We start from the raw sequence: 14036 nt of genomic DNA, 5'->3' as shown, positions 1-14036 counted from the left end.
TCGTCCAACCTCGTTGTCCCGTTCCTCTCGGCCCGGGTCGGTGTCCGTGTCGCTCTGACCTGGAATAAGTTACGCGAGGATCAACTCCCTGCCAAATCGCCTGGTCAGAGGCGGTAGCCCTCGAGAAAAGCCCAGGTGAATGTCTCCGAGAGGCGCCGACCGGACCGAGATCGCTTCCGGTGACGCCGGACACAGGGCCCGAACAGGGTTTCCTCCCTAGTGAGACAGGAGTCGGCCTTCCTCGACACCCACCCGCTCGATGGTTCCGCCGAGCTCCTGGAGGATCTCGACGAACCGCGGATAACCACGGTCGATGTGGTAGACGTCGTGCACTTCCGTGACCCCGTCCGCACACAAGCCGGCGAGCACCAGACCTGCGCCCGCACGAATGTCCGATGCCCACACGGGAGCACTCGACAACTGCTCCACTCCCCGCACGACCGCGTGGTGGCCGTCGGTGCGGGCGTCCGCTCCGAGACGCACCATCTCCTCGACGAACCGGAACCGTGCTTCGAAGACGTTCTCGGTGATCATCGACGTCCCGTCGGCGATGGCCGCGAGACCGATGGCCATGGGCTGCAGGTCGGTGGGGAATCCCGGATACGGCAGCGTCGCGAAGTTGACGGCACGGGGCCGCTCCTTCTGCACGACGTGGAATCCGTCTGCCAACGGCATGACTTCGGCGCCGGCACTGCGCAACTTGTCCAGCACCAACGCGAGATGCTTCGGATTGACGCCACGGACGGCGATATCGCCCCGCGTCATCACAGCTGCGATCCCCCACGTCGCCGCAACGATCCGGTCCCCGATGCACCGGTGCTCGGTGGGACGGAGGGACGAGACTCCCGAGACCCGCAGCGTCGTACTGCCCGCACCGGTGATCCGTGCCCCCATGCGGACGAGCATGTTGCACAGGTCGACGATCTCGGGTTCGCGGGCCGCGTTGTCGATGGTCGTGTCCCCCTTGGCGAGGACCGCGGCCATGAGGATGTTCTCTGTCGCTCCCACCGAAGGGAACGCCAGACGGATGGTGGCACCGTGCAGATCGTCCGCTTCCGCGACGACGCATCCGTGCTCGATCGACGAATGGGCGCCGAGCAGTCGCAGACCCGCCTGGTGCATGTCGAGCGGACGGGAGCCGATGGCGTCGCCGCCGGGCAGCGCCACGATCGCCTTGCGGCAGCGTGCAACCAGCGGGCCGAGTACGCAGACCGACGCCCGGAACTGCCGCACTGCCGCGAAGTCTGCGCGGTACTCGGGTTCGGCAGGCGTCGTGATGCGTACGGCGTCGCCTTCGAGTTCGACCTCGCAGCCGAGTCCACGCAGGACGTCGGCCATCAGGGGCACGTCGAGGATGTCGGGGCAGTTGGTGATCGTGGTGGTGCCCTCGGCGAGCAGCGCCGCAGCCATCAACTTGAGGACGCTGTTCTTGGCACCCCCGACGACGACGTCGCCGGAAAGGCGGTTCCCACCTGTGACAAGAAAGCGTTCACTCACAACGACACAGCGTAACGGGCGTGTCCGCGGGAAGAGCAGAGCCGGTACCGTGACGCGCATGGCAGTCCACCTGACACGGATCTATACGCGCACCGGAGACGACGGAACAACGGGGCTCAGCGACTTCTCGCGCGTCTCGAAGAACGATCCTCGTCTGGTCGCCTACGCCGATTGCGACGAGACCAACGCGGCGATCGGTGTGGCCCTCGCACTGGGAGCGCTCCCGGAACGGCTCGTCCCGGTACTCCGACAGATTCAGAACGATCTCTTCGATGCCGGCGCGGATCTGTCGACGCCCGTGGTCGAGAACCCGAAGTACCCGCCGCTGCGGATCACCCAGCAGTACATCGACCGGCTCGAGGGCTGGTGCGACGAATTCAACGAGGAGCTGGAACCGCTCAACTCGTTCATTCTTCCGGGCGGCACGCCGGGGGCGGCTCTGTTGCACACCGCCAGGACGGTGGCACGACGTGCGGAACGGTCGGCGTGGGCGGCGGTGGACGCGGCTCCGGACGACACGAACGTCCTGCCCGCGAAGTACCTGAACCGGCTCTCGGATCTGCTGTTCATCCTGGGCCGGATCGCGAACCCGGACGGCGACGTGCTGTGGAAGCCGGGAGCGGGCGCGTGAAGAAGTCCCTCTAGAGGGGGCGGCGGCGCTGCGACCGGCCGTCGGGCCTGGATTCGACCCAGGACATGAAGGCCATCAAAGCGCCGCTGTCGAGCGCGATCTCGTACGAGTCGTCGCGGTCGATCACATCGAGGATCACGATGTCCTCGGTCATGATGTCGAATTCACTGCCTTCCGGCTTCCGTCGCGAACGCACATCGATGCCCTGACGGGTCAGTCGTACGTCGGGTCCGGGCCGAAGGCTCGAAAGCTTGTAGAACGCGAGTGTCTCGTCGCCGTACCGAACGATTCCGTGCCTCCAGCCGGAACCCTCGTTCTGAGGCATCACTCGCAGAATGGCGGCGGTACCCCCGCCGCGCAGGGCAAAGAGGCGGTACAACAAAGCCGCGACGGAGACCGCGAGCAGCACCACAAGGATACTGAGAATCAGAAATCCAGGTGACACTGCTCGTCGGCTCCGTCGCGGCTTCTCGTTGTTCGACGATCAGGCTCGTTCGACAGCCCGCAGACGGCCGCGGGCCGCTGCGATCTCCGACTCGTCACGATCTGCATCGTTCAGAGTCGACTTGGCTGCCTCGACGTCGATGTCCTCCACGCGGTCGGCGGCTTCGGCGAGCACCGTCACCGTCGTCGCAGTCACCGAGAGGAATCCGCCATGGACGGCCATGACGATCCGCTCACCGTCCGCGGTCCTGACGGACACGACGCCACCCTCGACGAGCTGGCCGAGCACGGGCTCGTGACCGGGCATGATGCCGATCTCGCCCTCGGTGGTCTGGGCGGTGACGAGAGTCGCCGATCCGGACCACACACGCTCCTCGACGGCAACGATGTCCACGCTCATCTCAGCCACGGTGGCCTACTTTCCGGCGATCTTCTTGGCTGCAGCCTCGACGTCGTCGAGTCCACCGCAGCTGTTGAACGCCTGCTCGGGCAGGTGGTCGAACTCGCCCTTGCACACGCGGTCGAAGGCCTCGATGGTGTCGGCGAGCGGCACGACCGAACCCGGCTGACCCGTGAACTTCTCGGCGACGATGAAGTTCTGGCCGAGGAACTTCTGGAGACGACGGGCACGGGCGACCGTGACCTTGTCTTCTTCGGAGAGCTCGTCCATACCGAGGATGGCGATGATGTCCTGCAGTTCCTTGTACTTCTGCAGGATGCGCTTGACCTCGTTGGCCACCCGGAAGTGGTCGGCACCGACGATGCCCGGCTCGAGGATTCGCGAGGTCGACGTCAGCGGGTCCACAGCGGGGTAGATACCCATCTGCGAGATCGGACGCGAGAGCTCGGTGGTCGCATCGAGGTGAGCGAACGTCGTGGCCGGCGCGGGGTCGGTGTAGTCGTCGGCGGGCACGTAGATCGCCTGCAGCGAGGTGATCGAGCGGCCACGCGTCGAGGTGATGCGCTCCTGGAGCTCACCCATCTCGTCCGCGAGCGTGGGCTGGTAACCCACGGCCGACGGCATACGGCCGAGGAGGGTCGAAACCTCCGAGCCGGCCTGCGTGAAGCGGAAGATGTTGTCGATGAACAGGAGCACGTCCTGTCCCTGGACGTCGCGGAAGTACTCCGCCATCGTCAGGGCCGACAGGGCGACGCGCATACGCGTGCCCGGCGGCTCGTCCATCTGGCCGAAGACGAGGGCGGTGTCCTGGAGGACGCCCATCTCTTCCATCTCGAGGTGGAGGTCGGTGCCCTCACGGGTGCGCTCACCGACGCCGGCGAACACCGACGTACCGGAGAACTCACGCGCAATACGGGTGATCATCTCCTGGATCAGAACGGTCTTGCCGACACCGGCACCACCGAACAGACCGATCTTGCCGCCCTTCACGTACGGGGTCAGCAGGTCGATGACCTTGATGCCGGTCTCGAGGATCTCGGTCTTGCCCTCGAGCTGGTCGAAGGCCGGGGGCTTGCGGTGGATGCCCCACTGCTCGCCGTCGCGGCCGGTGCCCGGCGCGTCGAGGCAGTCGCCCAGCGCGTTGAACACGTGGCCCTTGACGACGTCGCCGACGGGAACCGAGATCGGCTTGCCGGTGTCGCTGACGGGGGCGCCACGCACCAGGCCGTCGGTGGGCTGCATCGAGATCGTGCGGACCAGGTTGTCACCCAGGTGCTGCGCGACCTCGAGGGTCAGGGTCTTCGCCACGGACGGCAGAGTGACCTCTGCGTGCAGGGCGTTGAACAGCTCGGGCACGGCGCCACGCGGGAATTCCACGTCGACGACGGCGCCGATGACGCGGACGACGCGCCCGGCAAGGGCCGACGCCGCACCGGCGTTGTTGTCGGTTACTGCTGCGGTCATTGTGGTTCAGTCACTTCCTGCACTCGAGGCGAGCGCACCGGCACCGCCGACGATCTCGCTGATTTCCTGGGTGATCTGGGCCTGGCGGGCCTGGTTCGCCTGACGGCTGAGGGTGTTCACCAATTCCGTGGCATTGTCCGTCGCGGCCTTCATGGCGGTACGACGGGCTGCCGACTCGGAGGCCGCCGCGTCCAGCAGCGACGCGTAGATCCGCGTGCTGATGTACTTCGGCAGGAGAGCCTCGAGCAGAACTCCGGCCTCCGGCTCGAAGTTGTACACGGCCTGCGGTCCCTCGTTGTCCGTGGCGCGGCGTCCGTCGGTGAGCATGTCCTCGCCGAGGTCGATCTCGTCCTCGGTGATGCTCACTTCGAGCGGAGCCATTCTGCGAACCTGGGGGGTCTGGGTCAGCATCGACACGAAGCGGGTGTAGACGATGTGCAGTTCGTCGACGCCCTCGATGGTGCCCTCGCCGTTCGGTGCGGGCACCTCGGTGCCCGAACCCGCCATGAACAGCTCGACCAGGTGACGGCTCGCCTTCGCGGCGTCCGTGTAACGGGGGTCCTGCGAGAAGCCCGTCCAGGCAGCGGCCACTTCACGCTCACGGAACGTGTAGTAGCCGAGGCCCTTACCGCCCATCACGTACAGCACCGGCTCCTTGCCCTCGCTGAGGAGCAGCTGACGCAGCTCCTCGGCTTCCTTGAGGACGTTGGAGTTGTAACCGCCGGCCATACCGCGGTCGCTGGTCACGACCAGCACTGCGGCACGCTTGGGGTTCTCGCGCTCGTTGAGCAGGGGGTGATCCAACGAGGCCGACGCACTCGCCAGCTCGGAGAGCACCTTGGTGATCTCCTCGGCGTACGGCTTGGACGCTGCCACTCGGGCCTGGGCCTTCGTGATACGCGACGTCGCGATCAGTTCCTGCGCCTTGGTGATCTTCTTGGTCGAGTTGACCGACTTGATCCGCGAGCGCAGTTCGCGCAAGTTCGCCATTCGTCGATCACACTCCCTTCACTGGACGCTGGGTCATGGACTCCCCGCTCACTTGCGAACGGTGGTGCGCTTGACGGAGACCTGCTCCTGCTGGATCTCGTCGGCACCGAGGGCCTCGGCCTCTGCCTCGTTCACGACACGGCTGCCGTCGGAGGCGATGAAGCCCTCCTTGAACTTGGCGGTCGCGGCGCGGAGGGCCTCGATCGACTCGTCGGACAGGGCCTTGCCACCGGCGATCTGCTCGTAGACGCCTGCGGCGTTGCGGTGCAGATCCTCGAGGAGCTCGGTCTCGAAGCGACGCACGTCCTCGACCGGAACCGAGTCGAAGACACCTTCGCCGGCGAGGTAGATCGACACGATCTGGTCCTCGACTGCGATGGGCGCGTACTGGTCCTGCTTGAGGAGCTCGACGAGACGCTGACCGCGCTCGAGCTGAGCCTTCGACGCGGCGTCGAGGTCGGAGGCGAAGGCGGCGAAGCCTTCGAGCTCACGGAACTGCGCGAGCTCGAGACGCAGCGAACCGGAGACCTTCTTCATGCCCTTGGTCTGGGCGGCGCCACCGACTCGGGAAACCGAGATACCGACGTTGATGGCGGGGCGGACACCCTTGTTGAACAGGTCGGACTCGAGGAAGACCTGGCCGTCGGTGATGGAGATGACGTTGGTCGGGATGTAGGCCGACACGTCGTTCGCCTTGGTCTCGATGATCGGCAGGGCCGTCAGCGAGCCGCCACCGAGCTCGTCGGAGAGCTTGGCGGAGCGCTCCAGCAGACGCGAGTGCAGGTAGAAGACGTCGCCGGGGTATGCCTCGCGGCCCGGCGGACGACGCAGCAGCAGCGAGATGGCGCGGTAGGCCTCGGCCTGCTTGGTCAGGTCGTCGAACACGATGAGGACGTGCTTGCCCTGGTACATCCAGTGCTGGCCGAGGGCCGAACCGGTGTAGGGGGCGAGCCACTTGAAGCCGGCGGAGTCGGAGGCCGGAGCCGCGACGATGGTGGTGTACTCCATCGCGCCGTTCTCCTCGAGTGCCTGCTTGACACCCGCGATGGTCGAGCCCTTCTGGCCGATCGCGACGTAGATGCAGCGGACCTGCTGCTTCGGGTCGCCGGTCTCCCAGTTCGCCTTCTGGTTCAGGATCGCGTCGATGCAGACCGCGGTCTTGCCCGTCTTGCGGTCGCCGATCACGAGCTGACGCTGGCCACGGCCGATCGGGGTCATCGCGTCGATGGCCTTGATGCCGGTCTGCAGCGGCTCCTCGACCGGCTGGCGCTCCAGCACGGTCGCGGCCTGCAGCTCGAGGGCGCGGGTCTCATCGGCTTCGATGTCGCCGAGGCCGTCGATCGGCTGACCGAGCGGGTTCACGACGCGACCGAGGAAGTTGTCGCTCACCGGCACCGACAGAACGTCGCCGGTCCGCTTGACTTCCTGGCCTTCCTCGATGGTCTGGAAGTCGCCCAGGATAACGGCACCGATCTCGGTGGCCTCGAGGTTGAGGGCCACGCCGAGGACGCCACCGGGGAACTCCAGCAGCTCGTTGGCCATCGCCGACGGCAGACCGCTGATGTGCGCGATGCCGTCACTGGTGTCGACGACCACGCCGACCTCCTCGCGGGAGGCCTCCGGGGAGTAGCTCGCGGTGTAATTGTCAATCGCGCTACGGATCTCGTCGGAGGAGATCGTCAGCTCCGCCATGTTCTTCCTGCTCTCGGTATCTGGTCTTCGAAAAGATCTATGTGTGTGTTCGGTAGTGGACTACGTGAGGCTCTTGCGCACTGCAGCGAGTCGACCCGCGGCACTACCGTCGATGACCTCGTCGCCCACCCGGACGACCAATCCACTGAGAAGCTCGGGATCGACCTCGACGTGAACCGTCACAGGCTTCCCGTAGATGCGGGTCAGGGTCGCGGTGAGCCGCTCCTCCTGCTTCGCATCGAGCGGTGCCGCACTGCGGACGTGCGCGACGGCACGGTCCCGCTGGGCCGCGGCGAGCGCCGACAACTCGTCGAACGTCTCGGCCGGCGACTTGCTCAGCCGACCGACCGCGTGGACCGCCAGCGCCTCGGTGACCGCGGTGACCTTGCCGTACAGCAGGCGCGTCAGCAGATCACGCTTGGCCGAAGCCGGGGTGCTGCGATCCGAGAGCGTCTGCTCGAGCTCCGGGTCGCCTGCCACGATGCGACCGAGGCGGAACAGTTCGTCCTCGACGGTGTCGAGCTGGTCCTGGTCCGCTGCGGCCTTCAGCAGTGCCTCACGGCCGAGCTGGACGAGCGAGTCGGTCAGGTCGGACTGTGCCGACCAGTCCTGCCCCGCTGCGGCCTTGACGGTCGCGAGGGTCTGGGCCGAAACCTTGCCGCCGAAGACCTGCTCGGCCAGCCGCTCGCGAACGGCAGCCGGGGCCGAGGCGTCGGCCAGCGCGGTCCGGAGGGCGCGCTGGCTGTCGAGCGCCTCGACCACCGAGAAGAGTTCGGAACCGGCCTGAGCCGCAGCGGCAGTCGCGGCACCCGAGCCCAGGGCGGACTGCAACGCGGAACGCGTATGAGCGAGTGCCTCACGGCTTGCTGCGTACATGGTGCTCACTTTCCGGATGCAGAGTCAGCGCTGAGGGAGTCGAGTTCGTCGAGGAACCGATCGATCGAGCCGGCACGCTTCACGTCGTCCGCGAGCGCTTCGCCGAGGATCTTCTCGGCGAGATCCACGGAGCTGCGTCCGAGATCGCTACGCAGCTCGGCCACGATCTGCTGGCGCTGGGCCTGCAGCTGGTTGTGACCGGCGGCGACGATACGGTCGCTCTCCTCTTGGGCCTGCGCCTTCATGTCGGCGATGATCTGCTGGCCCTGTGCACGGGCCTCTTCACGGATCTGCGCCGCCTCGGTGCGAGCCTCGGCGAGCTGGCTACGGTACTGCTCGAGCGCGGCCGCAGCCTCCGCCTGAGCTTCCTCTGCCTTCTTGATGCCGCCTTCGATCAGCTCCGAACGCTCGTCGAGCACCTTCTGGAACATCGGAAGCACGAACTTCCAGAAGACGAATCCGACGAGGATCAGGGCGACCAGCGACCAGACGATGTCGTATGTCGCGGGGAGAAGGGGATTGGGAGTCTCCCCTTCCTCTGCCGCGAGGATCAGGATGCTGTCAGCCATTGTGATCGTCGGATCAGAAGATGAAGCCGGCGACGATGCCGATCAGCGCGAGGGCCTCGGTGAAGGCGATACCGAGGAACATCGTGGTGCGCAGCTGGCCGGCCATCTCGGGCTGACGAGCCATGCCCTCGATCGCCTTGCCGACGACGATGCCGATGCCGATGCCGGGGCCGATGGCGGCGAGGCCGTAGCCGATGGCGCCTGCACCCGAGATCGTGGTCTCCTGGGCGAGGACGTCTGCTGCCTGAAGCGCAACGCTCATTGGTGTTCCATTCCCTTTCTTGTGGCTCGGCCCCGGGAGTCGGCAACCGAGTCAGTCTTTGTGTAGATGTGGGTCGTGCCGTTCGTCGAGCTAGTGCTCTTCGGCGTGCAGGGCCAGGTCGATGTACACCGCGGTGAGCAGCGCGAAGATGTAGGCCTGCAGGACGATCACCAGGAGCTCGAAGAAGGTGAACGCGATTCCGCCGATGAGAGAACCGATGCCGAACACCTTCATGAAGCCGTCGGAATCGAAGAAGAAGAACTGCGTGGCACTGAAGAACAGCACGAGCATGATGTGACCGGCCAGCATGTTGGCCATGAGACGAATGGTCAGCGTGAACGGCCGCAGAATGAACGTCGAGACGAACTCGATCGGGATCACCAGCACGTGGAGAGCGGGCGGCAGGTTCGGGATGACGATGCTGCTCTTGACGTAGCGGAAGAATCCGTACTTCTTGATGCCCACATAGTTGAAGACGATGTAGGCGAGTGCCGCGAGCACGATCGGCATACCGATTCGTGCGTTGGACGAGATGTTGAGGAACGGGATGACCGATGTCAGGTTCAGACCGACCACCAGGAAGAAGATGGTGACGATCACCGGGAGGAACCGGCGTCCCTGTTCCTTACCGAGGATGTCCTCGGCGATGTGGATCCGGACGAAGTCGAGCATGATCTCGGCGACGTTCTGCACGCCCCGCGGCACGATCTTCGGACTCCGCAACGCGAAGAAGAAGAACAGCGCGACGATCAGGGCGACGGCGACGCGGATGAGCATCAACCGGTCCATCTCGAAGGGGGTTCCTTCGAACAGGACTGCCGGTGGGAAAAAATCAGCTAGTGACGGCGCGTGGAATTCTCCGGCTGCCAAGGTGGTGACGCTCAGCGCTCTCTCCCGTAGTCGGCCGCAGGCATGCCGTCTGCGGTTCGATCGGACATTGACGATCCAGAAGTCGACCAGGTCGGCTCGCGTATTCGCCAGTGGTCCGAACCGCGTGAACGGTCCCGCTTCCTGCCGGTGTCGGCGACTCTCGTCGACTCGGCGGCCATTTGAACACGACCGCCTACGAAGTCACAACTGCGCACCCTCTTCGAACCCGATGCGGGCAGCGTCACTCTCGTAGAACTCACCCTACCAACTGCTCTACGACAGTGCGTAGGTGGGTTCCTACGTGGGGGGTTATGGACAAGCGGTGCTACTACCGATCGTCGTTGTCAGATCCGGAGGACGCCTGGGGATCGACGTACAGGGCGCGCTGCGAGAGCACCCCGTAGGTCTCGGCTCCCAGAACGATGACCAGGGCGAACACGATGGTGAGGACGAGCGCGTTGCGGTTGTAGAAGTCGAGCGAGTCGAGCGAGCCCATCACGACGATGGCGAGGATCAGCTTCAGCAGCCAGGTGCCGAGAAGTACGGCTCCGGCGGTCATCGCCGGCATCTTCGACGTCAGGAGAACGCCGAGTGCGGTGAAGAGGATGAACCCTCCGCCGACGGCCGCTCCGATGAGTGCACCCCACAGACCGGGCATCCCGGCGACGAGCACCGAGATCACCGACGCCACGACGGCGAGCGCGAGAAGACCGAGGGCGCCGTACCGCACGGCCGCGCGCATCGGCGCGATCGGGTCGGGCAGCGAGGGCAGGCCGTGGTCGGGTTCGGGATGATCCGGGTTCGTCACGATATCCGAGCCTAACCGACCTCTCGGGAGTGCTCCGGCGGCGTCTCCCCCGACTCGTCGTGCCGCCGCAGCGACGGCACGGCGGTCACGACGAGGGCGAACACGAGACCGCCCGCGAGGATCAACACCACCGCCCGCCGGTCGAGCAGCGAGGAACCGACGGCCCCGAAGGCCAGGATGCCGACCCACAGGTAGAGCAGCAGCACCACGCGACGGTGCGAGTGCCCGATCTGCAGCAGGCGGTGGTGGAGGTGCATCTTGTCGGGGCTGAAGGGGCTGACGCCGGCCCGGGTGCGCCGCACGATCGCGAGGAGCAGGTCGAGGATCGGGATGAACATCACGGCACCGACCAGGATCAGCGGCGAGAGCAGACCGAGCAGGTCGCGCGAACCGTAGGCACTGAGCGGGATGAGGCCCGAGGCGCTTGTGGAGATCGCGGCGAGCATGAGACCGATGAGCATGGACCCGGAGTCGCCCATGAAGATCTTGGCGGGCTGGAAGTTGTGCGGCAGGAAGCCGAGGCAGGCGCCGGCGAGGGCCGCGGCCATGAGGGCCGGCGGGTAGGCGGAGACGTCGCCGCCCTGATCGAGCAGCAGACCGACGGAGAACGCGCAGATCGCGAGTGCGGCGATGAGCCCCAGTCCGGCCGCCAGTCCGTCGAGTCCGTCGACGAAGTTCATCGCGTTGATCGTCACCGCGGCGACGGCGACGGTGATGAGGCCGCCCTGGAGCTGGTCGAGCACGAGCGTCGAGGCACTGAACGGGTCGTAGATGACGATCCAGCTCACGCCCATGATCACGAGCACGCCGGCCGCGGTGACCTGGCCGACGAACTTGGTGAGCGCGTCGAGTCCCCACCGGTCGTCGACGATGCCGACGACGACGATGATCGAGGCCGCGACGAGCGCCGCCCCCATATCCGGGGTGAATTCGAAACCCCTTGTCAGAGCAGGTAATTGCTGAGCGAACACGATTCCCGCGACGAGGCCGATGTACATGCCGACCCCACCCATCCGCGGGGTCGGGGTCACGTGCACGTCGCGGTCGCGGGGAACGGCGACCGCTCCGAACTTCAGCGCGAGGATCCGCACCACACCGGTCGCGAGGAAGGTCACCACCGCGGCGGTGAGCAGGACGAGGAGAAGCTCCCGGATGGGAACGCCGGCGCCGCGCCCGGCCTGGGCGAGCAGTACGGCGGTGGTGTCGGCTGCAGTCACGTGCTCCGTTCCTCCGCCGCTACTCCCCGCCGGACCGAAGGCGCTCGGGATCGTCGCCGAGCACCTCCGCGAGTGCTTCGGCCGTCACCGCACCCTCGCGCAGGATGCGCGGGCGGTCGCCGGTGAGGTCGACGATCGTCGATGCGACCCCGTGCTCTGCCGGGCCACCGTCGAGATAGACACTCGCCGATGCTCCGAGTTGCTCGCGCGCCTCGGTGACGTTCGTGGCCGGGGGGCGGCCGGAGACGTTGGCGCTGGAGACCGCGAGCGGACCGACCTCACGCAGCAGTTCCAGGATGACGGGGTGCAGCGGCATGCGGAGCATGACGGTGCCGCGGGTGTCCCCGAGATCCCAGGCCAGGGACGGTGCCTGGTGCACCACGAGGCTGAGCCCGCCCGGCCAGAACGCGCGGATCAACTCCCGCGCCTCGGGACGCACCGAGGCGACGAGACCGTCGATGGTCGTCCAGGAGCCGACGAGGACCGGCACCGGCATGTCGCGGCCGCGCCCCTTCGCGCGTAGCAGCGCGGTCACGGCGTCGGAGTCGAAGGCGTCGGCAGCGATGCCGTACACCGTGTCGGTGGGTACGACGACGAGTCGTCCGGCCTTGAGTACGCCGCGCGCCGCGTTGAGTCCGGCGGCGCGCGAAGCTTCGTTGTTGCAGTCGTACACGGTGCTCACGCGCTCATCCTTCCACTTCGGCCGCAATCGGCACCGGACGGGTCCTGCCCGTCAGCCGTCCGCCGCAGACCGTACCGACTTCATGCGGTCGGCCTCCACCGCCGTAGGAACACGGTGCGCAGTCACGAAGCGGGCCTTCCCGGCGAGGTCGGGGTGCCGCACGACGTCGCCGAACACCCGACGCTGCTCGAACAGTTCGGCGACCAGCAGGCTGTGCGTGTCGTCGTGCTCGACCGCTGCCGCTCCCCCGATCCGCAGCCACCGCGCAATGTTGGAAACCATGGGCCGGATGACGGACAGTCCGTCCGCTCCCCCGAAGAGCGCCGAGTGCGGATCGTGTTCGACCACCTCGGGTTCGAGGTCGGCCCCTTCCGGGATGTAGGGCGGGTTGGCGACCACCAGGTCGACGCTGCCTTCGAGGTTGGTGAGCAGCATGCGGTCGGTGACATCGCCCTGGTACAGCCGGATCGGGGTGTCCCCTTCCTCCGCGCGGGTCTCGGCATTGCGTCGCGCCCAGGCGAGGGCCTTCGCCTCGACTTCGACGGCGTGGACCTCGGCGTCGGGACGCGCATGCGCGATCGCCAGCGCCAGCGCGCCGGATCCGGTGCACAGGTCGAGGACGACCGGGTTGCGGTTGCCGTGGCGTTCGAGGAAGGCCAGCGCCCACCCGAGCAGCAGTTCCGTCTCGGGTCGCGGGACGAACACCCCCGGCCCCACTGCCAGGTCGATCTCCCCCATCGGCGAGGTGCCGGTGATGTACTGCAGCGGAATCCGCTTCGCCCGCTGTTCGACCATCGAGCGGTAGGCGTCGATGGTCGTCGCATCGACGAGCGGGACCAGACCGAGTCGCCCACGCTCGATGCCGAGCAGGTGCGCTGCGAGAAGTTCGGCGTCGACCCGAGGACTCGGGACTCCGGCTTCCTCGAGGACCGATGCCGCTTCGATGATGGCCAGGCGCAGAGGTTGACGGCTCACGCCTTACAGCGTGCCACGACCTCGGACCTGCACTACGCCGAGGTAGCCCTCGCATTGCACGCAGAACACCCGAACCGGACATCGAGGGTGTTTCCGACAACGTGATTGACGGCACGGCGGGGTGGGCACCCGAACGAGGACCGATACCTTCCGGTCGGTTTCATCGACAGAAAGGGATTGCTCCATGAAGACGCGGACTGTGCGTGGAATCACCGTTCTTGCCGCTGCGGGTGCGACCGCATTCGCGGCCCCTGCTCTCGCGAGTGCCGAGCCCATCGACTTCCAGCCGATCCCCATCGGATGCCCGGCGGGTATCGGCGTGGTCGACACGGAGACCGCTCTCGCCGAGGAGGACGCGGCGCCCGGCCAGATCGAGTACGAGATCGAGCAGGAGGGCAGCGGCGGAGGCCAGATCAGCTGGGTGAACCTGAGGACGCTGCAGCTGGGTGGCGGCGTTCTTCCGGAAGTGGCCGAGGGCGAGGAGCCTGCGGCCGCCCTCCAGACCGGTGAAGGACTCGTCGTCAGCGCAGTCTGGGGCGCCCATCAGAACGCCGAGGGCCAGGGTTGCTTCCTGCTTCCGGGCGTCGATCTCACCAATGTTCCGCCGGCAGCGGCACCCGACGAGGACGAGAACACCGACCCGACGGTGGAGTAGAGCC

The 14036-nt window shown here is 66.6% G+C and carries 16 protein-coding genes; 2 read left to right on the top strand and 14 right to left on the bottom strand.

What is annotated here, in order from left to right:
• Positions 1-216 precede the first annotated feature (216 nt).
• Positions 217-1497, bottom strand: coding sequence for a UDP-N-acetylglucosamine 1-carboxyvinyltransferase (gene murA, locus A5767_RS03515; protein ID WP_019288974.1), 1281 nt, complete (start codon positions 1495-1497; stop codon positions 217-219).
• Between the two features lie 58 nt (positions 1498-1555).
• Between murA and A5767_RS03510 the strand changes: the two genes are divergently transcribed.
• Positions 1556-2128 (top strand): cob(I)yrinic acid a,c-diamide adenosyltransferase, encoded by a 573-nt coding sequence (locus A5767_RS03510; RefSeq protein ID WP_019288973.1) that lies wholly within the window; start codon positions 1556-1558, stop codon positions 2126-2128.
• 10 nt (positions 2129-2138) lie between these two features.
• Here the strand turns inward: A5767_RS03510 and A5767_RS03505 are convergent, their stop codons facing one another.
• The 13 genes from A5767_RS03505 to prmC form a co-directional block, all read right to left on the bottom strand.
• A complete protein-coding gene (locus tag A5767_RS03505; RefSeq protein ID WP_371683106.1) occupies positions 2139-2537 on the bottom strand; it encodes a DUF2550 domain-containing protein in 399 nt (132 codons plus the stop codon).
• A gap of 75 nt (positions 2538-2612) precedes the next feature.
• Positions 2613-2981 carry a F0F1 ATP synthase subunit epsilon gene (locus tag A5767_RS03500; protein ID WP_006552597.1) on the bottom strand — a complete coding sequence of 123 codons (369 nt, stop codon included), beginning with the start codon at positions 2979-2981 and terminating at the stop codon, positions 2613-2615.
• Between the two features lie 6 nt (positions 2982-2987).
• Positions 2988-4436 carry a F0F1 ATP synthase subunit beta gene (atpD, locus tag A5767_RS03495; protein WP_016692470.1) on the bottom strand — a complete coding sequence of 483 codons (1449 nt, stop codon included), beginning with the start codon at positions 4434-4436 and terminating at the stop codon, positions 2988-2990.
• 6 nt (positions 4437-4442) lie between these two features.
• Positions 4443-5426: a F0F1 ATP synthase subunit gamma gene (locus A5767_RS03490; RefSeq protein WP_006552595.1), complete on the bottom strand. Its 984-nt coding sequence runs from the start codon at positions 5424-5426 to the stop codon at positions 4443-4445.
• 48 nt (positions 5427-5474) lie between these two features.
• Positions 5475-7118, bottom strand: coding sequence for a F0F1 ATP synthase subunit alpha (gene atpA / locus A5767_RS03485; RefSeq protein WP_006552594.1), 1644 nt, complete (start codon positions 7116-7118; stop codon positions 5475-5477).
• 60 nt (positions 7119-7178) lie between these two features.
• Positions 7179-7994 carry a F0F1 ATP synthase subunit delta gene (locus A5767_RS03480; RefSeq protein ID WP_024103705.1) on the bottom strand — a complete coding sequence of 272 codons (816 nt, stop codon included), beginning with the start codon at positions 7992-7994 and terminating at the stop codon, positions 7179-7181.
• Positions 7995-7999: 5 nt separating this feature from the next.
• The gene (locus tag A5767_RS03475; RefSeq protein ID WP_006552592.1) at positions 8000-8563 is read right to left on the bottom strand and encodes a F0F1 ATP synthase subunit B; all 564 of its coding nucleotides are present in this window, start codon (positions 8561-8563) and stop codon (positions 8000-8002) included.
• A 13-nt stretch (positions 8564-8576) separates the two neighbouring features.
• On the bottom strand, positions 8577-8825 hold the full coding sequence (locus A5767_RS03470) for an ATP synthase F0 subunit C (protein ID WP_006552591.1): 249 nt from the start codon (positions 8823-8825) through the stop codon (positions 8577-8579).
• Positions 8826-8915: 90 nt separating this feature from the next.
• A complete protein-coding gene (gene atpB, locus A5767_RS03465; RefSeq protein ID WP_006552590.1) occupies positions 8916-9614 on the bottom strand; it encodes a F0F1 ATP synthase subunit A in 699 nt (232 codons plus the stop codon).
• Positions 9615-10023: 409 nt separating this feature from the next.
• Positions 10024-10503: a hypothetical protein gene (locus tag A5767_RS03460; RefSeq protein WP_006552589.1), complete on the bottom strand. Its 480-nt coding sequence runs from the start codon at positions 10501-10503 to the stop codon at positions 10024-10026.
• Between the two features lie 11 nt (positions 10504-10514).
• Positions 10515-11720 carry an MraY family glycosyltransferase gene (locus A5767_RS03455; RefSeq protein ID WP_059383706.1) on the bottom strand — a complete coding sequence of 402 codons (1206 nt, stop codon included), beginning with the start codon at positions 11718-11720 and terminating at the stop codon, positions 10515-10517.
• A 19-nt stretch (positions 11721-11739) separates the two neighbouring features.
• Positions 11740-12402 (bottom strand): L-threonylcarbamoyladenylate synthase, encoded by a 663-nt coding sequence (locus A5767_RS03450; RefSeq protein WP_064851652.1) that lies wholly within the window; start codon positions 12400-12402, stop codon positions 11740-11742.
• A gap of 51 nt (positions 12403-12453) precedes the next feature.
• A complete protein-coding gene (gene prmC, locus A5767_RS03445; RefSeq protein ID WP_064851651.1) occupies positions 12454-13377 on the bottom strand; it encodes a peptide chain release factor N(5)-glutamine methyltransferase in 924 nt (307 codons plus the stop codon).
• A 184-nt stretch (positions 13378-13561) separates the two neighbouring features.
• On the opposite strand from prmC, the gene A5767_RS03440 reads away from it, so the two are divergent.
• The gene (locus tag A5767_RS03440) at positions 13562-14032 is read left to right on the top strand and encodes a hypothetical protein (protein ID WP_064851650.1); all 471 of its coding nucleotides are present in this window, start codon (positions 13562-13564) and stop codon (positions 14030-14032) included.
• The last annotated feature ends 4 nt before the right edge of the window (positions 14033-14036 follow it).

The organism is Rhodococcus sp. 852002-51564_SCH6189132-a (assembly GCF_001665495.1).
GTDB lineage: Bacteria > Actinomycetota > Actinomycetes > Mycobacteriales > Mycobacteriaceae > Rhodococcus > Rhodococcus pyridinivorans.
This window is presented reverse-complemented; position numbering and strand designations above follow the sequence as displayed.